The sequence below is a fragment of the Pseudomonas sp. GL-B-26 genome, assembly GCF_019947405.1.
In the GTDB taxonomy this organism is placed as follows: domain Bacteria; phylum Pseudomonadota; class Gammaproteobacteria; order Pseudomonadales; family Pseudomonadaceae; genus Aquipseudomonas.
This window is the reverse complement of the sequence record NZ_JAGYGJ010000034.1, coordinates 1-21,914: the sequence shown is the minus strand read 5'-3', so window position 1 is coordinate 21,914 and position 21,914 is coordinate 1. Positions and strand designations below refer to the sequence as shown.

Annotated in this window: 19 protein-coding genes; 5 read left to right on the top strand and 14 right to left on the bottom strand. The window is 60.9% G+C overall.

Annotated elements, in window-relative coordinates:
• Window positions 1–43: 43 nt before the first annotated feature.
• From KGB23_RS20925 to KGB23_RS20895, 7 genes are all read right to left on the bottom strand, one after another.
• Window positions 44–1,549, bottom strand: a complete 1,506-nt coding sequence (locus tag KGB23_RS20925; protein WP_223432423.1) for a YdgA family protein — start codon at window positions 1,547–1,549, stop codon at window positions 44–46.
• Window positions 1,550–1,842: 293 nt separating this feature from the next.
• On the bottom strand, window positions 1,843–2,481 hold the full coding sequence (locus KGB23_RS20920) for an NADH:ubiquinone oxidoreductase subunit N (protein WP_150656890.1): 639 nt from the start codon (window positions 2,479–2,481) through the stop codon (window positions 1,843–1,845).
• 82 nt (window positions 2,482–2,563) lie between these two features.
• Window positions 2,564–4,012: an efflux transporter outer membrane subunit gene (locus tag KGB23_RS20915; RefSeq protein WP_223432422.1), complete on the bottom strand. Its 1,449-nt coding sequence runs from the start codon at window positions 4,010–4,012 to the stop codon at window positions 2,564–2,566.
• Window positions 4,009–4,896: an HlyD family secretion protein gene (locus KGB23_RS20910; protein WP_223432421.1), complete on the bottom strand. Its 888-nt coding sequence runs from the start codon at window positions 4,894–4,896 to the stop codon at window positions 4,009–4,011. The genes KGB23_RS20915 and KGB23_RS20910 overlap by 4 nt, the downstream gene beginning before the upstream one ends.
• Window positions 4,893–5,102, bottom strand: a complete 210-nt coding sequence (locus tag KGB23_RS20905; RefSeq protein ID WP_008148151.1) for a DUF1656 domain-containing protein — start codon at window positions 5,100–5,102, stop codon at window positions 4,893–4,895. The genes KGB23_RS20910 and KGB23_RS20905 overlap by 4 nt, the downstream gene beginning before the upstream one ends.
• Entirely contained in the window at window positions 5,099–7,171 is a 2,073-nt protein-coding gene (locus KGB23_RS20900; protein WP_223432420.1) for an FUSC family protein, read from the bottom strand. The genes KGB23_RS20905 and KGB23_RS20900 overlap by 4 nt, the downstream gene beginning before the upstream one ends.
• Window positions 7,168–7,596, bottom strand: coding sequence for a MarR family winged helix-turn-helix transcriptional regulator (locus KGB23_RS20895; RefSeq protein WP_223432419.1), 429 nt, complete (start codon window positions 7,594–7,596; stop codon window positions 7,168–7,170). Before KGB23_RS20895 ends, KGB23_RS20900 begins: the two co-directional genes overlap by 4 nt.
• Window positions 7,597–7,793: 197 nt before the next feature.
• Here KGB23_RS20895 and KGB23_RS20890 point away from each other — a divergent pair, with 197 nt between their 5' ends.
• Window positions 7,794–8,072, top strand: a complete 279-nt coding sequence (locus KGB23_RS20890) for an antitoxin of toxin-antitoxin stability system (protein ID WP_095127693.1) — start codon at window positions 7,794–7,796, stop codon at window positions 8,070–8,072.
• A complete protein-coding gene (locus tag KGB23_RS20885) occupies window positions 8,069–8,350 on the top strand; it encodes a type II toxin-antitoxin system RelE/ParE family toxin (RefSeq protein WP_223432418.1) in 282 nt (93 codons plus the stop codon). The genes KGB23_RS20890 and KGB23_RS20885 overlap by 4 nt, the downstream gene beginning before the upstream one ends.
• Before the next feature lie 3 nt (window positions 8,351–8,353).
• Here KGB23_RS20885 and KGB23_RS20880 read toward each other — a convergent pair whose 3' ends face one another.
• Window positions 8,354–8,599, bottom strand: coding sequence for a DUF2789 domain-containing protein (locus KGB23_RS20880; RefSeq protein ID WP_223432417.1), 246 nt, complete (start codon window positions 8,597–8,599; stop codon window positions 8,354–8,356).
• 139 nt (window positions 8,600–8,738) lie between these two features.
• Window positions 8,739–9,200, bottom strand: coding sequence for an aminoacyl-tRNA deacylase (locus KGB23_RS20875; protein ID WP_223432416.1), 462 nt, complete (start codon window positions 9,198–9,200; stop codon window positions 8,739–8,741).
• A 198-nt stretch (window positions 9,201–9,398) separates the two neighbouring features.
• Between KGB23_RS20875 and KGB23_RS20870 the strand changes: the two genes are divergently transcribed.
• The 3 genes from KGB23_RS20870 to KGB23_RS20860 all read left to right on the top strand — a co-directional run bounded on the left by KGB23_RS20870 (window position 9,399) and on the right by KGB23_RS20860 (window position 11,434).
• Window positions 9,399–9,929: an NfeD family protein gene (locus KGB23_RS20870; protein WP_223432415.1), complete on the top strand. Its 531-nt coding sequence runs from the start codon at window positions 9,399–9,401 to the stop codon at window positions 9,927–9,929.
• Between the two features lie 2 nt (window positions 9,930–9,931).
• Window positions 9,932–10,690, top strand: coding sequence for a slipin family protein (locus KGB23_RS20865; protein ID WP_129439535.1), 759 nt, complete (start codon window positions 9,932–9,934; stop codon window positions 10,688–10,690).
• A gap of 360 nt (window positions 10,691–11,050) precedes the next feature.
• On the top strand, window positions 11,051–11,434 hold the full coding sequence (locus tag KGB23_RS20860; protein ID WP_223432414.1) for a DUF6124 family protein: 384 nt from the start codon (window positions 11,051–11,053) through the stop codon (window positions 11,432–11,434).
• Here KGB23_RS20860 and KGB23_RS20855 read toward each other — a convergent pair.
• The 5 genes from KGB23_RS20855 to KGB23_RS20835 all read right to left on the bottom strand — a co-directional run.
• Complete coding sequence (locus tag KGB23_RS20855) at window positions 11,424–12,488, bottom strand: sulfotransferase (protein ID WP_223432413.1); 1,065 nt, start codon at window positions 12,486–12,488, stop codon at window positions 11,424–11,426. The two genes, KGB23_RS20860 and KGB23_RS20855, sit on opposite strands and share 11 nt — an antisense overlap.
• Window positions 12,476–13,261: an aspartyl/asparaginyl beta-hydroxylase domain-containing protein gene (locus tag KGB23_RS20850; RefSeq protein ID WP_223432412.1), complete on the bottom strand. Its 786-nt coding sequence runs from the start codon at window positions 13,259–13,261 to the stop codon at window positions 12,476–12,478. The genes KGB23_RS20855 and KGB23_RS20850 overlap by 13 nt, the downstream gene beginning before the upstream one ends.
• Window positions 13,258–13,863 carry an adenylyl-sulfate kinase gene (cysC, locus tag KGB23_RS20845; protein WP_223432411.1) on the bottom strand — a complete coding sequence of 202 codons (606 nt, stop codon included), beginning with the start codon at window positions 13,861–13,863 and terminating at the stop codon, window positions 13,258–13,260. The genes KGB23_RS20850 and cysC overlap by 4 nt, the downstream gene beginning before the upstream one ends.
• Complete coding sequence (locus tag KGB23_RS20840; RefSeq protein WP_223432410.1) at window positions 13,847–15,361, bottom strand: TolC family protein; 1,515 nt, start codon at window positions 15,359–15,361, stop codon at window positions 13,847–13,849. The genes cysC and KGB23_RS20840 overlap by 17 nt, the downstream gene beginning before the upstream one ends.
• A 42-nt stretch (window positions 15,362–15,403) precedes the next feature.
• Window positions 15,404–21,914: Ig-like domain-containing protein (locus tag KGB23_RS20835; RefSeq protein ID WP_223432409.1), on the bottom strand; the 6,511-nt coding region annotated here is incomplete at its 5' end.

Here is a 21,914-nt window from a genome sequence, read left to right as displayed (position 1 = left end):
CTGCGTTGCGCAGAGGCCGGGCGTCGGTCTGTAAACCCTGGTTTTACTCGACGGCGACATTACCGCCGAATTTGCTCATGACAAACCCGACAAACTCTTCGACGGTCATCTTCTGCCCGTTGAAATCCACCTGATTATTGGCGTAGTGCAGTTTGGCGACGATGTTGTTGTCTTCCAGTTTTGCCAACTGCGTGCCAACTGCCATGCTGCCAAACATGTCGGCGGTGGCGGTGGCCTGATCGGCGATGAGCTTGGCGTCGGTCTGACCGTCGATTTGCGACTGCACGCTCAGCAGGTCAACGAGCATTGGTTTGGACACTTTCACGTTGACGTCCAGCAGCGCGATCAGCTGTTGGGTCAGTTGGTCGGACGGCAGGTCCATGGATTGTGGTTTGGTCAGATCAAGCACCAGGTTGGCGCGGCTTTCGCCATTGGGGGTGTTGAACGACAGGTTCTCCAGGGCGACCTGCGGGCCGGCGGCCAGCAGTTTCTCCAGGCCGGTTTTGACCTGCGCCTCTTCGGCCGGGGTCAGGACCAGCTCTGGCGCCGGTTCACCCGCAGCCACGGCCTCAGCGGCGGCCCTCTCGTACGGTTGCAGTTTGGTCTGGTAAATCTGCATCAACGACATTGTTGCCGGGATGTCGAGGTTCTTCAGGCTCATGGCCATCTGCGCAGACCCGACAGCCTTGCCGTTCAGGGTCACCTCACCCACCTTGTAATCGGCACGCCCTGAAGCGCTGGTGCCGGATTCCTCGGTCTGGTTCTTCATTTCAAATTTCTTGAAACCCAAGACCGACTGCTTGGCGCCGAAGGTGGTCTTGCTGTCGGTCAGCTCGACGGTGTTCTCGCCGGTGTAGTAGCCGTAGGTACTTTTTGTCAGGTTGCTGGCCAGGGTCAGGCCGTTCAATTCGACCTTCACCGGCGTCTGATCTTCGGCGACCGTGCTTAGCGTCAGGCTGTCCATGTAGCCGTCGGCCTTGACCTTCTGCGCTTGAGCGCTGGCGGCGACATCGAGGTTCAGCCCGGAGAATTTCAGGCTGGACTTGTCGTCAAGCGCCACGTCCAGCGGCAGCAATTGAAGAGTGCCGTTGGTGGCATTGTCGTAACCGATGTTGACCACGCCCGTGAGTGGCGATTTGTCCTTGGCGGCAGCGAACCACTTCTCGGTGTTAGGCGTTCTTTCCAGTTCGTAGTGACTGGTGGCCAGGACCGGCAGCCACTTCAGCGACACCAGGCGCGAAAACGGCAGCGGGCCGTGTTCGATGTGATCGACGAACAGCAGCTCCACCGGTGCCTCACCGAACATCTCGCCTTCGCCCTTGAGGCGGTAGTGCGCGGTGCTGCTGAACACATGGCGTTCCAGCGACACCAATTCCAGCGACGCCGTGCCGTTGGAACCGACCAGCGCGGCTTGCAGCTCTTTGTTGGCGTTGGCGATCGAGGTGTTCAGCACCCCTTCGAGTTTGGTGCCGGTGTACCAGGCACCGCCGGCGCTGATTGCGCCGATGGCAACGACGATTCCAAGAAGCACGCCTGCTGATTTATTCATGAATGACCCGATCAATGTCCGTTGTTTGAAGTGTGGTCGTCTTCCCTGAACCCATGACGGGCTGTGGTCACGACTGCGTTAAAAGTGCGATGGAGATTAGCATCAGGCGCACCGGGCGGCCCAATGATTAAAGGTTAAAGAGTGTCTATGAGCACACAGGGGGGTTGAGAGTTTCGGCGGTCATTAAATCGCCTTCGCGAGCAAGCCCGCTCCCACAAGGATTTTGTGTCGATCACAAATCCAATGTGGGAGCCGGGCTTGCTCGCGAAGGCGTCAGTACAGGCAACATCAATTCAGGAATACTGAACCTCGATCTCATCAAGCTGATGATCAAAGCTCTTGAGCCGTGCAGTCCATGTATAGACCAGCACTTCGAAGTCGCGATTGATCACCGCCGTGCCGCTGGGGGATTCCGAGCGCGGGTCGCAGAAGTCCAGTTGATAACGTTCGCGGGCCATGGCGGTGGCGACATCGGAGAGTTCTCGGGCGTTATTGAGCCAGTGCCAGCCGTCCTCGGACACTTGCTTGTCCAGCGCCTGGCATTGTTTTTTCAGGGTTTCGAGGCTTTTTTCCAGCGGTGTGCCGGTGAGTTCGCCCATGACTTCCTGGAACGTACGCCCCGGTTGCCAGTAACTGCCCCAGAAATACCGATCGAACACCGTTTCGACACGGCGCAGCGCGACCTTGGTGTCCCAGATCAGCACCAGGGTCTTGCCTTGTTCGAGTTGCCTTTTTTTGATGCGCGCGCCCTGGACTGAAGCCCAGGCCACCACCACGATTGCCATCACGGCAATCAGTGCCGTGGCGCTGTCGAGGAACACCAGTGCCTTGTCGATCTGGTGGGCCAGCATGATGCCGTAGAAATAAGTGGCCGATAGCAACACCAATGCCGCTATAGCGCACCAGAAGCCGGGAGCATAAGGGTTTTTCATTATTGGAATCCCCATGACCAACGCGAGCCTTGATTGATGAGTTCGACGCGCGACCTCATCAACTCAAAGCATAGCAACGGCCTCAGGGTTTGCCGGAGTTCGTGCCTTGCGTTCGTCCGCTTTCCCAGCCACCACCCAATGCCAGGAACAAATCGATCTGGCTCATGGCAACCTGCGTGCTGGCGGAAGCCAGTTGCGCCCGCACGTCGGTATAGGTGCGGGTCGCTTGCAAGTCCGCCAGGAACGATGCGCGACCGGCCTGGAAGAAGCGGTGAGTCTGGTCTGCCGCCAGTTGTGCCGATTGCTCGGCGTCGGCCAGTGCGTCGCGCCGCTGCAGCAACGCGGAGTACTGGGCCAGGCCGGTCTGGGTCTCGCGGATGGCGTTGAGCACCACGCCATCGAAATGCGCCAGCGCGCCTTGGGTGGCGGCTTCGGCCTCACGGATTCGCGCCCGGGAGCCGTTGGACGGCACGGTCCACGTCAGCAACGGCCCGAAGCCCCAGCGATTGGTCGCCGGTTTGCCGAGGTTTTCCAGGATGCCGACGGTACCGACGGTCGCGCCGATGCTGATGTCCGGGTACAACTCGCCGGTGGCGATGCCGATGCCGGCGGTCGACGCAGCCAATCGACGCTCGGCCTGCCGCACATCGGGACGGCGTTTGAGCAAGGTGGCGCCGTCACCCACCGGCAACAATTGCGCAATCTTTGGCAGCTCCGCGCAGCGGTCGGTGCCGACCGGCAGTTGATCCACAGGTTTGGCCAACAGCATCGACAACCGGAACAACCCGGCCTGACGCGCCGCCTCGTAACGCGGCATGTCGGCGCGCAAGGATTTGAATTGGGTTTGCGAGCGGGTGACCTGGGTTTCATCTCCGCGCCCGGCGTCACGCAGACGCTGGATCAGCGTGGTGCTCTGGGCTTGCAGGTTGAGGGAATGCTGGGCGATTTCCTGCTCTTCGTTGGCCGCGCAGACTTGGGTGTAGGCCCGGACCACATCGGCTACCAAGGTGATTCTTGCGGTATCGGCTGCGGCTTGCGTCGCATCGGCATTAGCCTTGGCCGCCTCGATGCCGCGCTGCAAGGTGCCAAACAGATCGAACTGATACGAGGTGGTAATGCCAATGTCGCCGACGTTGGCCACCGGCACTTTCTCCGGCAGCAGGAATGCTTCGCCGGACTCCTGCAAACGCTGGGCGCCCATCTTCACGCCGCCGCTCCAGCCACCGGCCGCTTGAGCTTCATCGACCTGCGCGCGGGCTCGGGAAAGGTTCGCCGCCGCCACGCGCAAATCAGTGTTGGAGGCCATGGCCTGCTCGACCAATCGATCGAGGTGCGGATCCTGATACAAGCGCCACCAATCGCTGGGCACCGGTGCCGAGACGACATTTTTGCCGTTCACCACCAAGTCGCCCTGCAAGTCTTCACGGTGGACGGCGGCCTCGTCCGGCAAGTGATAATCCGGCCCGACCACCTGGCAGGCCGACAGCAACAGGCCTAACCCGGCGGTAGCCAAACCCGAGGCCCTGCTCATTTCGCGGGCTCCTGCTGGTGGTCATCCATAATAGAAACCGTCGCCGTGCGACCGGCAATCATGCGGAAATCCGCCGGCACGTCATCGAATGCAATCCGCACCGGAATCCGCTGGGCCAGCCGCACCCAACTGAACGCCGGGTTGACGTTGGGCAGCAGATTGCTGCCGCTGCTGCGGTCGCGGTCTTCGATGCCGGCGACGATGCTTTCCACATGCCCGCGCAGGCGAGCGCGGTCGCCGATGACCCGAATATCGACGCTCTGGCCGACATGAATGCCGTCCAGTTTGGTTTCTTCAAAATAACCGTCGATGTGGAATGAATTGCTGTCCACCACCGACAACACCGGACGCCCGGCGGTAACGAATTCCTGATTGCGCGGTGCACGGTCGTTGACGTAGCCATCCACCGGGCTGCGGATGGTCGAGCGGTCGAGGTTGAGCTGGGCGCTGTCCACCGCCACTTGGGCCTCCATCAGCGCCACCTCGGCGCGGGCCACCCGGGACTGGCTCTCTTCCAGTTGCTCACCTGGCACCAGATTGCCGAGGCCGCGGTTACGCTTGGCTTCGCGTTGCGCCTGAGCCAGGGTTTCCTGACGGTCGGCGACCGCTGCCTTGGCCTGACGCAGGGCCAGTTTGAAACGATCCTGATCAATGCTGAACAGCACCTGGCCGCGCGTCACTAATTGGTTGTCACGCACGTCGACTCGCTGGATCAGCCCGGACACGTCCGGCGCAATCTGCACGATATCGGCACGAATGTGGCCGTCCCGGGTCCAGGGCGCGAACATGTAATACATCACCATGCGCCAGACCACGACGACGGCGAATGTCACGATCAGCAGGGTCAGCACCACGCGACCGAGGGTCAAAAAAGGTTTTTTCATGTCATCAGGTATCGACTGAGTGAGTCCACGGCGCCGAGCAGCAAAGCGTAGAGAGCCACGTTAAACAATGCCCGGTGCCAGACCAGACGGTAAAAGTGCAGGCGCGTCAGCAACCCGTGCACCAGCAGGAACAACACGTACGTAATGCCCATCAGCACCAGCAGCGTGGGCAGGAACACCCCGCTGATATCCAGGTCACCGATCATAAAGGCGCTCCATCGATGCCATGGGGAAGCGGTTCTTCGAGCTCGCCGGTGCCGACGAATTCCACCCCTGGCAGCAGCGACAGACGCAGGCCGCTCAAGGCATGCAGCAGATGCAGACGCGCACCTTCATCGCACTCCGTGTTGAGGGCACGGCGGGTGCGGTCCAGCGTCATCAGCAACGGACTCGGTGCCGGCAAACGTTCGCCAGCCTTGAGGCAGGCCTTGAAATACTCGCCGACCTCGGCCACCACCTGGTGCAGCAGCACTTGCGGTACGCCGAGGACTCGCGGTGTATAGGCGAGCAAATCCAGCAGGTTCAGCGCCACGCGCACTTCTCGCAGGGCGATGCCCGTGTCCTGGCCGGTCATGGCCAGGCGCGGCAAATGCTGCATCAGGCGATCAAGCATTTGCACGCCTAGGTGCCGGTGATCGGCCAGCGACGCCGGTTCAGTGAGGCTGACAATGTCGTGCCAGCTGAAACGGGTCAGGCGCTTGGCCGCCAGTTCCGCACCGAACGGCCGGGCGATCAGGGTCCAGACGAAGGCGAACAACAAGCCCACGGGGCCGGCCAGGTTGGAGTTGGCGAAGCTGAGGAAATCCGCGTCGTAGGCGCCCTGAATGCTGATGAAGGACGAGGTGTTGACCAAGGTCAGCAGCATGCCCAGATAGAACTGCGGCTTGACCGTCAGGGTGCCGATGCAAATGAACGGCACGGCAAACGCCAGCACCAGCATCGGGAAGTCATGCAGGTTGGGCAGGACCAGAAACAGATAAAGACTGGCGAACAATACCGACATCGCCGTCCAGAAAAAGAACCGGTAGATCTGCGGCGCCGGGTCGTCCATCGACGCGAAAAAGCTGCACGCCACCGCCGCAAGAATCACCGCGGCGCCACCGTCGGTCCAGCCGAGCAGAATCCACAACACCGAAGCTACGATGATGGCGGTGACCGTGGACGCCGCCGAATAGAGCATCAGCCCGCGGTCGAGAAACGGCGACAGCCGACCAAGGCGCCAGTGCCGATACACCGCGCGCCAGCTGTCCTGGCTTTCGCACTGGATGGCGTACTGCAGGCTGCGACAGTCCTGCCACACATCGATCCACTCGCCGAGGCGATACAGGGCATTGGAGAAGAGCAGCTGCTTGCGATCATCCAGCGCCTCGGCGGACGGTTGCAGGGCTTCGAGTTGGTCTTTCAGCGCCTGCCAGTTGGCGAGATCAGCGTCTTTGTGGCCGAGCCATTCGGTGGTCGCAGCCAGCAGCGGTGCGAACTTATCCACAAGCTCGGGCGTGCGACGCTCAAGGGCATACAGCGCGTCATCGAGGGCATCAATCACTGGCAGCAGGTGAATCATGCGGCCGCGCAATTCCTTGGTGTTGCGCACCGTTTGCGGCCGCGCGCCTTCGTGGGGCAACTGACCGATCATCAATTCCAGCGTGTTGAAGGTCGCGACCATCGAGGAGCGCAGCGCGCTGACTTCGTCCGGCTGCACGTTGCGACTGAGGAAACGCAGGCTGTAGGTCGAGGCATCGGCAAACCATGTGTTCACCGAATCGTTGAACACCGGCGCCAGCCGCCGGGGCCAGAACATGGCGCCAACCACCGCCGCCACAGCGATGCCGAGGAAGATTTCTTCAGTCCGTGCTTCGGCCACGTCCCACACCCCCAACGGGTTATCCACCACCGGCAGAGCGATCAGCGGCAGGGTGTAACCGGCTAGCATCAAGGCGTAACTGTTGGCGGTGCGCAGGTGCAGCGACAGAAACAACAGAATCCCGGTCCACAGCGCGATGACCACCACCAGCACATAGGGGCTCTGGACAAACATCGGTACGAAAAAAACCGCGGCGGCGGCACCGAGAAGGGTGCCGACCGCGCGGTACAACGCCTTGGAACTGGTAGGGCCGACAAACGGACTGGAAACGATATAGACCGTGGCCATCGCCCAATACGGCCGGGGCATTTGCATGAGCATGGCGATGTACAACGCGATCATCGATGCCGCGAATGTCCGCACACCGTAGAACCAGTCCCGCGCCGGGGGCATGCCGTTAAAAAATCCGCTCAAGGGTTGATCACCGGCAGGTGATTGGCCAATTCAAAAGCCCTCAGCACCCGCAACGCCGCTTCCAGATCACTCTGATCGATCCCTTCGAGCACTTCATGGCGCAAGCGCACCAGCTCGATTTCGACGGCTTGCACCAACTCACGACCCGTCTCGGTCAGGCTCAGGCATTTGGCGCGCCGGTCATGGGCGTCTTCGGTACGGCAGACGTAGCCGGCATGACACAACTGATCCAGCAGGCGCACCAGGGACGGGCTCTCCATCCCGGCCGCCTGCGCCACCGTCACCTGCCGCACACCCTCTCCCAAACGCCCGATCATCAACAACGGAGCGGCGCAGGCTTCGGAGACTCCATAGTTGACCAGCGTGGTCTGGCAGATCTTCCGCCAATGCCTGGCGGCCACCACCATGGAGCTGCTGATGTTCATCTGGAGAGCGTCGAGGTTCTTCGGCACGAGGGGAAACACACACTGTTAGTTTGCTAACTATCAATATGGCATTTGAGGGGAAAGTTGGTCAAGTTTTGTAACAAATTGGCTGCCATCCGTCGTGAGGCGGCTGCCTGAATGAACGCCGGTACTGAAGACGTATATACTTCGTCAGTATTCGAATCGAGGATATGAAAATGTCTAAACAAGCTGTTTTCACGATGAAACTTGAACCAGAACTGCGAGAAGAGTTCATGGCCGAAGCTGAAGCTTCTCATCGCCCCGCATCGCAAATCGTCAGGGAAATGATGCGTCAGTTCGTTCAAACACAACGAGAGTCGCGCGAGTACGAAGCGTTCTTGCAACGCAAAGTCGACAGTGCACGTATTTCCATGCGAGCTGGTGAAGGCTTGACCAATGAGGAAGTTGAAGCACAATTCGCCGCCAGGCGTGCGCAGGTAACCAAGAAAGGATGAAAATAATCTGGACGCCCGCAGCCGCACAGGATCGTGCAGACATCTGGGATTACCTGCATTCCGTCAACCCGATAGCCGCCCTCGAAATGGACAACCGCTTCATTGATGCGATATCTCGTATTTCCCAGTTTCCTGAAAGCGGCCCTGTCGGAATCATTGCAGGTACTCGCGAGATGATCCCCCATCAAAGTTATCGCGTGGTTTATCAGTCAGGATCGGATGCAATCTGGATACTCGCGCTAGTCCATACATCCCGACAGTGGCCACCAGAAAGGTGATTTTTACACCCCCCGCCCCTTCCGCAACAGCACATCCAGCTGATCCACCACCTCCGCCCAATCGGCGTCATCCAGAATATCGTCACGAAGGAATTCCGCCTGGCTCTTGCTCCAGAAGAACGCATCCGCCAGGTGCAATTCGGGTTTGAGCGGTGAATGGGTGGCGATGAATTTATCGATGCTTTCGGCGTCATCAGGCAGGCCGAGTTGTTTGAACAGGTTGGGGAGGCTGTGAGTTGGGGATTCCATGGTGGGCTCCTTTGTAACCGCGTATTGGATAGGTGACCGCGGCGCGGCCATTCGCGAGCAAGCCCGCTCCCACAGTTGACCGCGTTTCCATGTGGGAGCGGGCTTGCTCGCGAAGGCGTCATAACTGACGCCGCAAAAACTACTGACTCAACTCGCACACTTCAGCATTCGGCACCATTTTCAGGAATTCCGGCACGCTCATGTGCACCAGGTTGTTGTGGTTACCAGCCTCCAGGTAGATGTCTTTTTGCCGGGTCAGCAGTGGGTCGATGACCATGTCCAGGCCATAGGATTCGCCCAACGCAGGCACCGCGCCGCGTTCGCAATCCTGGAACAGATGCGCCAGGGTGCTTTCCCGGGTGATCTGCCATTCGCCACTGCCGCGTACTTTGCTCAGGTCCAGGTGACGACTCGCCGGCAGCACAGCCATCAGAAAATGACCGTGGTGGTCGTCGAGGATCACCGATTTGGCCACCCGTTCAGCAGGAATGCCCGCGACCCGCGCCGTTTCAAGGCTGCTGGCCGAGTGCGGATGGGTGACGATGTCAAATTCGCAGTGAGCCTTATTGAGGCTGTCCTGCACAGTTCTTGCCATACGCATGATGCACCTCGGAGTCCGCAACAATGTTTCGCGGACAATGGTTAAACCTTTTCTCTCCACTAAAAGTCTAGGCCCGCTGGCGCAATCGCGCGGGAAATCTGCCCGCCGGAATAACGTCAACAACTGATCAAAATTCGTACAATTCAGAGCTCAGCTAGACTGTATAAAGAACCATCAATGACTCTCCCGGAGGGTCACGTGAACACTCGTTGTTGTGCAGTTGCGCTGCTGTTGGCCTTGAGCGGATCGGTATTCGCGGCGGACACCGTCGTCCTGCTGGTGCCCAACCCCATCGGGATCTGGCTGATCACGTTCGGCATCGCGTTTCTGATCGCCGAGGCGGCCTTGCCCAATTACGGCGTGATCGGTCTGGGCGGCATTGTGATGTTCGTGATCGGTGCGGTGATTCTGACCAACACCGAGGTGCCGGTTCCGTTGATGATCGGCCTGGGCCTGATCAGTGCCCTGTTGCTGATTTTCCTGCTGATCCACGCTCTGAAAACCCGACCGCGCGAAAACGTCAGTGGCGATGCAGGACTGGTGGGCAGCGTGACCCAGGTGATGTCGCTGACCGGCAATGCCTACAACGGTTGGGTGCACCTGCAAGGAGAAAAGTGGCAAGTGCTCAGCGCCACGCCGCTGCAACCCGGGCAAAGGGTCCGGGTGGTGGCACGCAAGGGATTATTGCTGGAAGTGGCCGCGGCTGACGCGGCGCCGGGTGGAGAATAACCATGGGCTTGCAACTGGGTTTTGCCGCGCTGCTGTTACTGGTGATTGCACTGGCGGGGTCGACCTTCCGCATCCTGCGCGAATACGAGCGCGGGGTGGTGTTCCAGCTCGGGCGCTTCTGGCAGGTCAAAGGCCCAGGCCTGATCCTGCTGATTCCGGTGGTGCAGCAAATGGTTCGCGTCGACTTGCGCACCGTGGTCCTCGACGTGCCGCCGCAAGATGTGATCACCCGCGACAACGTCTCGGTCAAGGTCAACGCGGTGCTGTATTTCCGTGTCCTCGATCCGCAGAAAGCGATTATTCAGGTTGAAGACTTTCTCATGGCCACCAGCCAATTGGCTCAGACCACGTTGCGGGCGGTGCTCGGTAAACATGAACTGGATGAACTGCTGGCCGAGCGTGAGCGGTTGAACATCGACATCCAGCAAGTGCTCGACGCCCAGACCGATGCCTGGGGGATCAAGGTCGCCAACGTCGAGATCAAACACGTGGACCTCAACGAATCGATGATCCGTGCCATCGCCAAACAGGCCGAAGCCGAACGGGAGCGCCGGGCCAAGGTAATCCACGCTGAAGGCGAATTGCAGGCCTCGGAAAAACTCATGCAGGCCGCCGAAATGCTCGGGCGCCAGCCTGGGGCCATGCAGCTGCGGTATATGCAGACATTGAGTTCGATTGCCGGGGACAAGAGTTCGACGATTGTCTTTCCGCTGCCGATCGAGTTGCTCAAGGGGATGGCGGATTTGTCGTCCAAGCCCTGACCTTCTGCGCAGACACCAACGTCCGGTAACCGCGTCGGAGATTTCCTTCAAGTTGTAGCGGCGTTGGTGAACTTGTTCCGGTCCGAAGCCAGGTCTAGTCTGGCTTTGTCACTGAATAAACGGTGACACGGACGTGCAAGTCCGGGTAAAAACATTTCCCAATACTGCTTCGGGCTAGTCATCAGGCATTTCCATGCTTGCTGTGATTGCTTCATGGCGGCTGTGTGCGGGAGACCTTCGGGTCTGCCGAGGTTTTTGGGAGATGCTTTACTCGGTCTTGCACCCCGCACATAGCTGCCACCCTAATTCGCGTGCAAGCGAACATCAGGTCAGCCTCATTGCAATCAAAGCGAGTTTCCCATGTTCAAAGTATCGCCTAATCCTCCAGAGAACTCTGGAACCGATTCCCAAGATTCCCTCGAAGACGAAAAACTCAAAGAAGCCGCAGACCGCGCCTTCGCCCACTACTTCCCCCCGACCACCGAAAAGCCGCCCAGGCACCGCAAAGGCAACCTCTTCACCGTCGCCCCCGAGGTCAACACCGAAACCCTTCTGGCCAACGCCTCCGAAGACCTGCTGTCCATCAGCGCCATCGCTGCCAATCTGGCAGACGATGTGGACGGGACACGGCGCTCGGTAGCCCTGGCGCTCAGCCGCATGGCCGATGGCGTGCAGTTGCTTGTAGAGCGAGCGATGGATCATTGGGAGGAGTCGGAGATCATGCAGGCTCGGGTCAAGGTTTAGGCGGGTAGGTTTGTGATGAATTGACCGCCGCCTTCGCGAGCAAGCCCGCTCCCACAGGGGAATGCATTCCAACTGTGGGAGCGGGCTTGCTCGCGAAAGCGCCAGTGCCGTCGATACATGACTCAGCAACTAGCGCGTCATAAGGCGCTCGCGCCCAACGCTCCACCCGTTCACGCAACAGCACCGAGGCTTCGCGGCGCTTGTCATCGCTGTCCCCGACAAACTCTTCTGAAGGCTGTTTGGCATGCTGCCCCACCGCCGCAAACACTTGCTCACGCTGCACGTCATCCAATCCAAAAAAATCAGCCAACCGCCCGGCCATAGCCCCGGGCAATTCACTGTAATTCACCGCCAACCCGCCAAACTCCCGGCATTGCGCCAACCCTGCTTGCAGCAACCGCCCCAACCGCCGTGCGATGAAGTCCTCTCGACCTGCAAACGGCAAGTCATCATCGAGCACACTCGCGCCGATCATCCCCGGCACCATGTGCATGCCCGGACGGCGCAGATGTGAAACCGCGATTTCCAGTGGATCGCGATAAAGAAACAGCCACGGCGTGTCGGGAAAACACTCACGCAGCAACGGCAATTCACCGATGTTCCAGGCATCGAGCTTGATCACTAAACGTTGTTCTGAACCGAGCCGACGCTGGCCATACGCGGACAACAACCCTTCGATGGCGACACGTCGTTCGGCCGGCGGCAAACCACTGCGCAGCAAGGCGTCCAATGGTGGTGATTCGCTGACAACGATGTGGCTGTCGAGTCGAGCGAGCATTTGACTGATCAAGGTCGAGCCGCAGCGCGAAGCATGGAAGATAAACGCGCTCGGCGCCAAACCGGGGCTGGTCGTCTGCCAGTCGCCGAGGGCAGACAGCGGTGTTTGCCGGCGAAACACCTGATTGAACGGCAATCTCAGCGCGTCTTCTACGGCATCACGAAAAAACGGCTGATGCAACGGCGTGTCACCGAACCAGCACCAATCGACCTGCCACTCGCCGGCCTGCTGCCAGACCCGAATCGGCAACCAACCTTCCAGATTCAGGCGCTCCATTGTTCATTCCATTGGCGTCGGCCGTTACGCATCGCCGCACGCAGTTCTTCGCGGGAGAACATCAAACCTCGCTCAACCGCCAGTTCCAGTGTGCGGGTGATAAAAACCTCGGTGTCCGGCAAGCCCTGCAACGTCTTCGAAAGCTGCGAATCGCTGGCCACCAAACGCTGAAACTGCAGCAAAGCCCCATCACCGACATCTGACGAAGGCGTGGTCGGTAAACCCTCGACAATCGCCTGCTCCAGCCAGGGACCGGGACGGCAATCGAGGACCAGATGAATCCGTGTGCGGGTGTCGCGATTGTCCACGCGATGGGGCCGCGACAGGTCGAGAAACCAGCATTCACCGACAGCCATCGGCATGCGCTGACCATCAAGCAGGAAGTCCACTTGAGGTGGGCTGAGCAGCGGAATGTGCAGACGTAAGTCGGCGTCCGGCTCGCCCAGATCATAGTCGCGATGTTCATGAATTTGCCCGCCCGGACCGAGTCGCAACAGGCGCGCAGACACGATTTCCAATGGCAGATCCCGCAAGCCTTGCTGCCACCTGACATCTCGCCGCCAAGGCACACGCAACAGCGGTTCACCGCGACCCGGCGCCAGTTCGGTCAACGCATCCGCCGCCGAAATCAGCGCCACACCACTCCAGTCGCCGGTGTAGTAAGCACTGTTGAAATGACCGCGCCACTCGTCCTCGCCAATCGCCATCAGCGCCTGCAACAGCAACGGCAGATCCACCGTCACCGGCAAGCGGGAGAACGCCGCTCGGCTCATCGTTTCGGCAACACCGCGCACTCGCCGAGCCAGGTCAGCAAGTGATCGAGACAGGCCTCAACCGATTGCACCCCGGTATCGAGCACCAAGGAGGCGGACGGCGGAGGTTCATACGGTGCAGACACTCCCGTAAATCCTGGCAAATCGCCCCGTCGTGCACGGGCGTAATGACCTTTCGGGTCGCGTTGCTCGCAGACGGCCAGGGAGGCGCTGCACCAGACTTCGCGGTAATCCTCGCCCAGTCGCCGGACGAATACCTCACGCAGCTCCATCAGCGGCGCGATCATCGCGAGGATGACAATCTGCCCGTTCTCCACCAGCAGCGCAGCAACTTCGCTGGCGCGACGGATGTTCTCCAGACGATCACTGTCGGCAAAACCGAGATCGCGATTGAGCCCGACCCGCAGCCCGTCGCCATCGAGCACGATGCTCTGCACGCCGTGCTCGAACAGCTCGGCATGCAGCGCCTGGGCCAGAGTCGATTTGCCCGCCGCCGGCAAACCGGTCAGCAAAATCGCCGTGCCGCGATGGCCGTTGCGCACCTCTCGTTGTGCGCGGCTGATGCTCGCTGCCGGTGCCAGCAGGTTATTGGACCGGGGCATGGGCCACCGGCATCGTGATGTTCCCGGCCGCCCACGCCGCTTCGCGGTTGGCCAGCGCGGTGGCAATAGATTGCACTTCGGTGGATTGCACCTGATCCGGCAGCGGATCGAGCCCCGCACTGGCGAAGATCTGGCCGTAGGCGTTACGCAGATCGGCGTACGACAGGTCGCGACGTAAATCGGCCTGCAAGGTGTTCAGTTCGCCCTGGATCAAGTCCAGTTCACCCAGACTGGCCGCCTGATAACGGTTGCGCAGCTGGCCAACGATCTGTCCGTCGATGTCCGACAGTTGCTGGTTGGTCTTGAACTGCCGCATCGCCTCGCGGTAGTTGGCGTTGGCCACATAAAGCTGCGCCAGCACCGCGATCGACATGGCCTGGCGGCGCGCTGCGGCGACTTCTTCACCGGCCTTGGCGACGTTGATCGCCGCCGGTGCGGAGATCACGTTGAACAGGTTCCACGTCACTTTCACACCGTAGTCGGCCCAGCCCTGCTCCACCAGGAACGAGTTGCTGTCGTAATGCCCGCCGGCCGAGAACTCCAGCCCCGGCAGCAGCCGCAACATGGCTTTGCGGGTTTCGGCCGCGCTGATGCGGCTTTGGTAATCCTGTTCGCGCAGCTCGGGACGACTGGTCAGGGCTTCCTGTTCCAGGCTGGCGAGGTCAACTTTCAATTCCGGAATGACATAGTCGTCCTGGGTCGCCAGGGTCAGATCGGTGCCCATCGGCAGATTGATCAGGGTCGCCAGTTCGGTTTTCGCCAGCGACAGCGCGCGTCGCTGTTCTTCCAGTTGGCGCGTGGCTTCGATCAGCGAGCGTTGATAACCCAGTGCCTGAATCGGATCGCCGATTCGCTGCTGGCTCATGCTCTGGCTGTTGCCACGCGCGGTGTCGACCCGGGCCATGAGGCTGTCGATCTGCTTGAGCAAACGCTCGGCGGCCATGGCCCGCCAATAGGCCGAGCGCACGTCCTGAACGATGGTGTTGATCACCTTGCGCCGACGCTCCTGAACGATCAGTCGCTGGTCGCCCTGTTGCTTGGCGCTGATGTAGCTGACGCCAAAATCGAGCACGTTCCAGACCATGGTCAGGTCGGCGACTTCACGGTCACGGTCCTGTGAGGTCGATGGCTCCAACGACTGGGTTCCGGTCCGTACGCTCTGGCTGCTGGAGGCGTTGACGTTGTTGCGGCCGACGTACCCGGCGTCCAGCGCCATGCGCGGCAACATGTCGAAACTGGCGAGGTCGAGTTGGCGCTTGGCCAGGGCCTCTTCCATGATTTTGAGTCGGCCTTCAAGGTTGTACTTCACCGCGCGGGCCATGGCTTGATGCAGGGTCAGCGGCCCGCTGAGGGGCTCCTGATCCTTGTACATGTTTTGCAGGTCGCTCCTGGCGCGCTGCTCGCTGACACTGCGTTCGATCGGTTTACTGGTGACTGCACATCCGCTGATCGCAAGCGCCAGCAGGCTGGCGCCGAACAACTTCTGACTTTTCTTCATCCTTGACTGCCCCTGGGTGATGCACAGATTTAAGTATTATTTTCAGGCCTGCATTTCGCTGATGCCGACCTGTCGTAAAGCCGCGGCCAGGCTGTCGACCTGCCGTTGCTCGGTGTCCTTGAGCTGTTGCAATTGCTGGACGAGACTCGGCGCGCCAAACACCCCGCGCAGCCCCTGTGAAACATCCCCGGCCTTGATCGAATGACTGCCGAATGAACTCAGCGAGTCTCGTTCGCTGCCGGCGTCCTGATTGAACAGGCTCGACAACGTGCTGGTGCTGAACACCCCGCCATCGCCACCGCCAAAGCCGAGGAAGCCGTTGCCCGAACCATCGCCACCGTTGTCACTGCTGCTGAACACCTGGGCGATGAAGCTGGGCGCCAGCGCGCCGTTGTTCATAAAGATGTCGCCCAGCGGCCGGATGCCATTGCCGATCACGCGGCTTTCGAACAACGGGGTAAAGGTCAGCGGTGAGCCGAGATCGCCGGTCGGGGGAGTGAAAATGATCGGTTGCAGTGGCACGTTGGGCTGATCGGATACGGTCACCGGTGGTGGGATCCGGGCCAGCGGGTCAGGCGTCACGACCACGGCAGGCGCCAGTACGGTGTCGATCACGTAATTATTGGAGACCGCCACGCCGGTACCGGCATTGCCCGAAAGGTCGCTGACGTTGCTGGTGTCCAGCGCGATGAAGTTGCTCGGATCGGTGATGCTCGCGGTCGGCGTGAAGGTCGCCGTCCAGGTCTTGCCGCCATCGCTGCTGGTCAGGTTGGTCAGCTCGCCGTTGGTGACGCTGAGGTCCGACAGATCGAAATCGCTCACCACTTCGCTAAACGTGAAAGTCACGAGCGTGGTCTGCCCGATGCTCAGATTCGGGTTGGCAACGACGATTGTGGCGGTCGGCCGGGTCGCATCGAGCGCGTAGTTGTTGGAGATCGCGATGGATGAGCCGAGGTTGCCCGCCGCATCAGCCACGTTGCCGGTGTCGAGCAGGATCAGGTTGGTGGTGTCGTTGATGTTGGCGGTCGGGGTCAGCGTGGCGGTCCAGGTCTTGCCGCCATCGCTGCTGAGCAGGTTGGACAAGGTGCCATTGGCGACGCTGAGGTCCGACAGGTCGAAACCTGAAACCGCCTCGGTGAAGGTGATGGTGACCGTGGTCGTCTCGCCGATGCCCAAGCGGTTATCCGCCACCACGATGGTCGCCGTCGGCCGCGCCGTGTCGATGGCGTAGTTGTTGGAGTCAGTCACGCCCACGCCGCTGTTGCCTGAGGCGTTGGTTACACCGCTGTTGTCGAGGCTGATCAGGTTGGTGGTGTCCGTCACGTTGACGGTTGGCGTAAACGTCGCGGTCCATGTGATGCCGCCGTCACTGCTACTGACGTTGCTCAAGGTGCCGTTGGCAATGGTCAGGTCCGCGTTGGTGAAACCGCTGACCGCTTCGCTGAAGGTGATGGTCACCCCTGAGGTTTCACCGGCCTTGAGGGCGTTGTCGGCCACCACGATGGTTGCGGTCGGCACCTGGGTCTCCACCACATAGTTGGCGGAGTTGGTTGTGCCCGCCCCGGTATTGCCGGCCACGTCCGAGACGCCGCTGTTGTTCAGGGTGATGAGATTGGTGGCGTCGGTCACGCCGATGGTCGGCGTGAACGTCCCGGTCCAGGTGATACCGCCGTCGCTGCTGCTGACATTGCTCAACGTACCGTTGGCGACGCTCAAATCGCTGTTGTCAAAACCGCTCACCGCCTCGCTGAAGGTGATGGTCACCAGCGCGGTTTCGCCCGGTTTCAGGGTTGTATCGCTCAGCACAATGGTCGCGGTCGGGCGTTGGCTATCGATGGCGTAGTTGTTGGAATCCGTCGTGCCGCTGCCGGTGTTGCCAGCCCCATCGATCACTCCGGTGTTGTCCAGGGTAATCAGGTTGGTCGAATCGGTGACGCTCGCTGTCGGCGTCAGGGTTGCGGTCCAGGTGATGTTATCGCTGGTACTCAGATTGCTCAGGGTACCGTTGCTCACCGTCAGGTCGGCTGTAGTAAAACCGGTCACCGCCTCGGAGAACGTGATGGTCACCACCGATGTTTGACCCACCGCCAGCGCCGCGTCCGCGACCACGATGGTGGCCGTCGGACGCACGGTGTCGATGGCGTAGTTGTTGGAATCGGTGGTGCCGCTACCGGCGTTGCCCGAGCCGTTTTGTACACCGCTGTTGTCCAGGGTGATCAGGTTGCTGGTGTCGGTGATGGCGTTGGTCGGCGTGAACGTCGCCGTCCAGGTGATGCCACCGTCGCCGCTGGTCACGGAGCTCAAGGTGCCATTGGCGATGGTCAGGTCGGCATTGGAGAAACCGCTGACGGCTTCGCTGAAGGTGATGGTCACCAGCGACGTTTCACCGATTTTCAATGCATTGTCGGCCACCACGATGGTGGCCGTCGGCAGCACCGTATCGATGGTGTAGTTACCAGAGTTAGTCGTGCCGCTGCCGGTGTTGCCGGCCACATCGGTCACTCCGGTATTGGCCAGGGTAATGACGTTGCTGGAGTCATTCACGCCGACGGTTGGCGTGAAGGTCGCCGTCCAGGTGATGCCGCCGTCGCTGCTGCTCACCGAGGTCAAGGTGCCGTTGGCGATGCTCAGATCGGCGTTGGTGAAACCGCTCACTGCTTCGGAGAAGGTAATGGTCACCAGCGAGGTTTCGCCGGCACTCAGGGTCGGGTCTGCCAGGACAATCGTGGCGGTCGGGCGCACGGTGTCGATCGCGTAGTTGTTGGAATCGGTGGTGCCACTGCCGGCGTTGCCTGACAGGTCGGCCACGCCCGTGTTGTCCAGGGTGATCAGGTTGGTCGTGTCGTTGATGCTGGCGTTCGGGGTAAACGTCGCCGTCCAGGTAATGCCGCCGTCACCGCTGCTCACCGAGGTCAACGTACCGTTGGTAATCGTCAGATCCGCGTTGGTGAAACCACTCACCGCTTCACTGAAGGTGATGGTCACCAGCGACGTTTCGCCGATTCTCAGTGCTGTGTCTGCGACCACGACCGTGGCCGTCGGGCGCACGGTGTCGATGGCGTAGTTGTTGGAATCGGTAGTGCCGCTGCCGACGTTGCCCGAGGCGTTTTGCACACCGCTATTGTCCAGGGTGATCAGGTTGGTCGCGTCGGTAATGCTGGCCGTCGGGGTAAACGTCGCCGTCCAGGTAATGCCGCCATCGCTGCTGCTCACCGCCGTCAATGTGCCGTTGGCGATGGTCAGGTCGGCATTGGAGAAACCGCTGACGGCTTCGCTGAAGGTGATGGTCACCAGCGACGTTTCACCGATTTTCAATGCATTGTCAGCCATCACGATGGTGGCCGTCGGCAGCACGGTATCGACGGTGTAGTTGCCAGAGTTAGTCGTGCCGCTGCCGGTGTTGCCGGCCACATCGGTCACACCGGTATTGTTGAGGGTGATGACGTTGCTCGAGTCACTCACGCCGACCGTTGGCGTGAAGGTCGCGGTCCAGGTAATACCGCCGTCGCTGCTGCTCACCGCCGTCAACGTGCCGTTGGCGATGGACAGGTCGGCATTGGTGAAACCGGCCACCGCTTCGCTGAAGGTAATGGTGACCAGCGAGGTTTCCCCGGCACTCAGGGTCGGGTCGGCCAGAACGATGGTCGCCGTAGGGCGCACGGTGTCGATGGCGTAGTTGTTCGAATCGGTGGTGCCGCTGCCAGCGTTGCCCGACAGGTCGCTGACCCCGGTGTTGTCCAGGGTGATCAGGTTGGTCGTGTCGTTGATGCTGGCGCTCGGGGTAAACGTCGCCGTCCAGGTAATGCCGCCGTCGCCGCTGCTCACGGCCGTCAATGTGCCGTTGGCGATCGTCAAATCTGCGTTGGTGAAACCACTCACCGCTTCACTGAAAGTGATCGTCACCAGCGAGGTTTCGCCGATTCTCAGCGCCGTGTCCGCGACCACGATGGTGGCCGTCGGGCGCACGGTGTCGATGGCGTAGTTGTTGGAATCGGTGGTGCCGCTGCCCACGTTGCCGGTGGCGGCAGCCTGTACGCCGGTGTTGTCCAATGTGATCAGGTTGGTCGTATCGGTGATGCTGGCAGTCGGGGTGAAAGTGGCGGTCCAGGTGATGCCGCCGTCGCTGCTGCTCACCGCGGTCAACGTGCCGTTGGCAATCGTCAGGTCTGCGTTGGTGAAACCGCTGACGGCCTGGTTGAAGGTGATGGTCACCAGTGACGTTTCACCGATTTTCAGGGCGTTGTCGGCCACCACGATCGTCGCGGTCGGTGGGGCAGTGTCGATGGCATAGTTGCCCGAAGAACTGATCCCGCTGCCGGTATTGCCCGCCAGATCCGCCACGCCGGTGTTGGCCAGGCTGATGACGTTGGTCGCGCTGATGATGCCTGCTGTCGGGGTAAACGTTGCGGTCCAGGTGATGCCGCCGTCACTGCTGCTCACCGCCGTCAACGTGCCGTTGGCGATGCTCAGGTCAGCGTTGGTGAAACCGGTCACTGCTTCGGAGAAGGTGATGGTCACCAGCGAGGTTTCGCCTGCTGTCAGTGTGGGATCGGCCAGCACAATCGTGGCGGTCGGACGCACGGTGTCGATGGCGTAGTTGTTCGAATCGGTGGTGCCGCTGCCAGCGTTGCCCGACAGGTCGCTGACCCCTGTGTTGTCCAGAGTGATCAGGTTGGTCGTGTCGTTGATGCTCGCGGAGGGCGTGAAGGTGGCCGTCCAGGTAATGCCGCCGTCACCGCTGCTCACCGCCGTCAATGTGCCGTTGGTAATGGTCAGGTCCGCGTTAGTGAAACCGCTCACCGCTTCGGAGAAAGTGATCGTCACCAACGAGGTTTCGCCGATTCTCAGCGCCGTGTCTGCAACCACAATGGTGGCCGTCGGCCGCACGGTGTCGATGGCGTAGTTGTTGGAGTCGGTGGTGCCGCTGCCGGCATTGCCTGCCAGATCGCTGACCCCGGTGTTGTCCAGGGTGATCAGGTTGGTCGTGTCGTTGAGGCTGGCGGTCGGGGTGAAGGTGGCCGTCCAGGTAATGCCGCCGTCACCGCTGCTCACCGCGGTCAAGGTGCCGTTGGTGATGGTCAGGTCGGCGTTGGTAAAACCACTCACCGCCTCGGAGAAGGTGATGGTCACCAGAGAGGTTTCGCCGATTCTCAACGACGTGTCCGCGACCACGATGGTGGCCGTCGGGCGCACGGTGTCGATGGCGTAGTTGTTGGAGTCGGTGGTGCCGCTGCCGGCGTTGCCCGCCAGGTCGCTGACCCCGGTGTTGTTCAGGGTGATCAGGTTGGTCGAGTCGTTGATGCTCGCGTTCGGGGTGAACGTAGCGGTCCAGGTGATGCCGCCGTCACTGCTGCTCACCGCCGTCAATGTGCCGTTGGCGATGGTCAGGTCGGCGTTGGTGAAACCGCTCACCGCCTCGGAGAAGGTAATGGTCACCAACGAGGTTTCGCCAATTCTCAGCGCCGTGTCCGTCACCACAATGGTCGCCGTTGGCCGCACGGTATCGATGGCGTAGTTGTTCGAATCGGTGGTGCCGCTGCCGGCGTTGCCCGCCACGTCGCTGACCCCGGTGTTGTCCAGGGTGATCAGGTTGGTCGCGTCAGTGATGCTGGCGGTCGGGGTGAAGGTCCCCGTCCAGGTGATGCCGCCGTCGCTGCTGCTCACCGCGGTCAAAGTGCCGTTGGCAATCGTCAGGTCCGCGTTGGTGAGACCGGTGACGGCCCCGTCGAACGTGATGGTCACCAGCGACGTTTCGCCAATTTTGAGGGCCGTATCGGTAAACACGATGCTGGCGGTCGGGCGTACGGTGTCGACGATGTAGTTATTGGAATTGGTGGTACCGACGCCGGCAGTGCCCAGACCGTTGATCACCCCAGTGTTGTCCAAGGTAATGACATTGGTCGTATCGGAAAGACTGGCGGTCGGCGTGAACGTTGCCGTCCAGGTGATACCGCCATCGCCGCTGCTCACCGCAGTCAACGTGCCGTTGGCGATGGTCAGGTCTGCATTGGTGAGACCGGTCACGGCCTCAGAGAACGTGATCGTCACCAAGGACGTTTCGCCGATGCCCAGTGTGGTGTCAGCGACCACAATGGTCGCGGTTGGCGGCGGCGAATACGCGGTGTTGAGTACACCACCGTCGTTATAAATTGTCGCGACGGAGGTTGGCGAGGTGCCGGTTGTCCCGCCGCCCAATGCCGCACCACCTGCACCACTGCCCGCGGCATTACCGGCCAGGGCTGCGAAGTTGGCGGCCGTGATCAGCAGTGTGCCTTTATTCCAGATCGCGCCGACGCCCCGGCCGCCGATGCCGCCATTGGTGGCATTGCTGCCATAGCCACCGCCACCGCCGCCGCCGCCACCCGCGCCGATGTTGTTGGTAATGGATGACGTGCCGACGATGGTCATGGTGCCGCTGCTGGCGTTATAGATCCCGCCTACCGCGTTGCCGCCAGCGCCACCGACCTTGTCCCAACCGGCCCCGCCACCACCGCCGCCAATGGAAATCGTGCCATTGGTGGCCGTCGAACCGTTACCGCCATTGCTGTAATAG

What these genes read in the sequence shown, in the direction of transcription:
- KGB23_RS20925 (WP_223432423.1), bottom strand. Translation starts at nt 1,549, where the DNA reads ATGAATAAATCAGCAGGCGTGCTTCTTGGAATCGTCGTTGCCATCGGC.
- KGB23_RS20920 (WP_150656890.1), bottom strand. Translation starts at nt 2,481, where the DNA reads ATGAAAAACCCTTATGCTCCCGGCTTCTGGTGCGCTATAGCGGCATTG.
- KGB23_RS20915 (WP_223432422.1), bottom strand. Translation starts at nt 4,012, where the DNA reads ATGAGCAGGGCCTCGGGTTTGGCTACCGCCGGGTTAGGCCTGTTGCTG.
- KGB23_RS20910 (WP_223432421.1), bottom strand. Translation starts at nt 4,896, where the DNA reads ATGAAAAAACCTTTTTTGACCCTCGGTCGCGTGGTGCTGACCCTGCTG.
- KGB23_RS20905 (WP_008148151.1), bottom strand. Translation starts at nt 5,102, where the DNA reads ATGATCGGTGACCTGGATATCAGCGGGGTGTTCCTGCCCACGCTGCTG.
- KGB23_RS20895 (WP_223432419.1), bottom strand. Translation starts at nt 7,596, where the DNA reads ATGAACATCAGCAGCTCCATGGTGGTGGCCGCCAGGCATTGGCGGAAG.
- KGB23_RS20890 (WP_095127693.1), top strand. Translation starts at nt 7,794, where the DNA reads ATGTCTAAACAAGCTGTTTTCACGATGAAACTTGAACCAGAACTGCGA.
- KGB23_RS20885 (WP_223432418.1), top strand. Translation starts at nt 8,069, where the DNA reads ATGAAAATAATCTGGACGCCCGCAGCCGCACAGGATCGTGCAGACATC.
- KGB23_RS20880 (WP_223432417.1), bottom strand. Translation starts at nt 8,599, where the DNA reads ATGGAATCCCCAACTCACAGCCTCCCCAACCTGTTCAAACAACTCGGC.
- KGB23_RS20875 (WP_223432416.1), bottom strand. Translation starts at nt 9,200, where the DNA reads ATGCGTATGGCAAGAACTGTGCAGGACAGCCTCAATAAGGCTCACTGC.
- KGB23_RS20865 (WP_129439535.1), top strand. Translation starts at nt 9,932, where the DNA reads ATGGGCTTGCAACTGGGTTTTGCCGCGCTGCTGTTACTGGTGATTGCA.
- KGB23_RS20860 (WP_223432414.1), top strand. Translation starts at nt 11,051, where the DNA reads ATGTTCAAAGTATCGCCTAATCCTCCAGAGAACTCTGGAACCGATTCC.
- KGB23_RS20855 (WP_223432413.1), bottom strand. Translation starts at nt 12,488, where the DNA reads ATGGAGCGCCTGAATCTGGAAGGTTGGTTGCCGATTCGGGTCTGGCAG.
- KGB23_RS20850 (WP_223432412.1), bottom strand. Translation starts at nt 13,261, where the DNA reads ATGAGCCGAGCGGCGTTCTCCCGCTTGCCGGTGACGGTGGATCTGCCG.
- cysC (WP_223432411.1), bottom strand. Translation starts at nt 13,863, where the DNA reads ATGCCCCGGTCCAATAACCTGCTGGCACCGGCAGCGAGCATCAGCCGC.
- KGB23_RS20840 (WP_223432410.1), bottom strand. Translation starts at nt 15,361, where the DNA reads ATGAAGAAAAGTCAGAAGTTGTTCGGCGCCAGCCTGCTGGCGCTTGCG.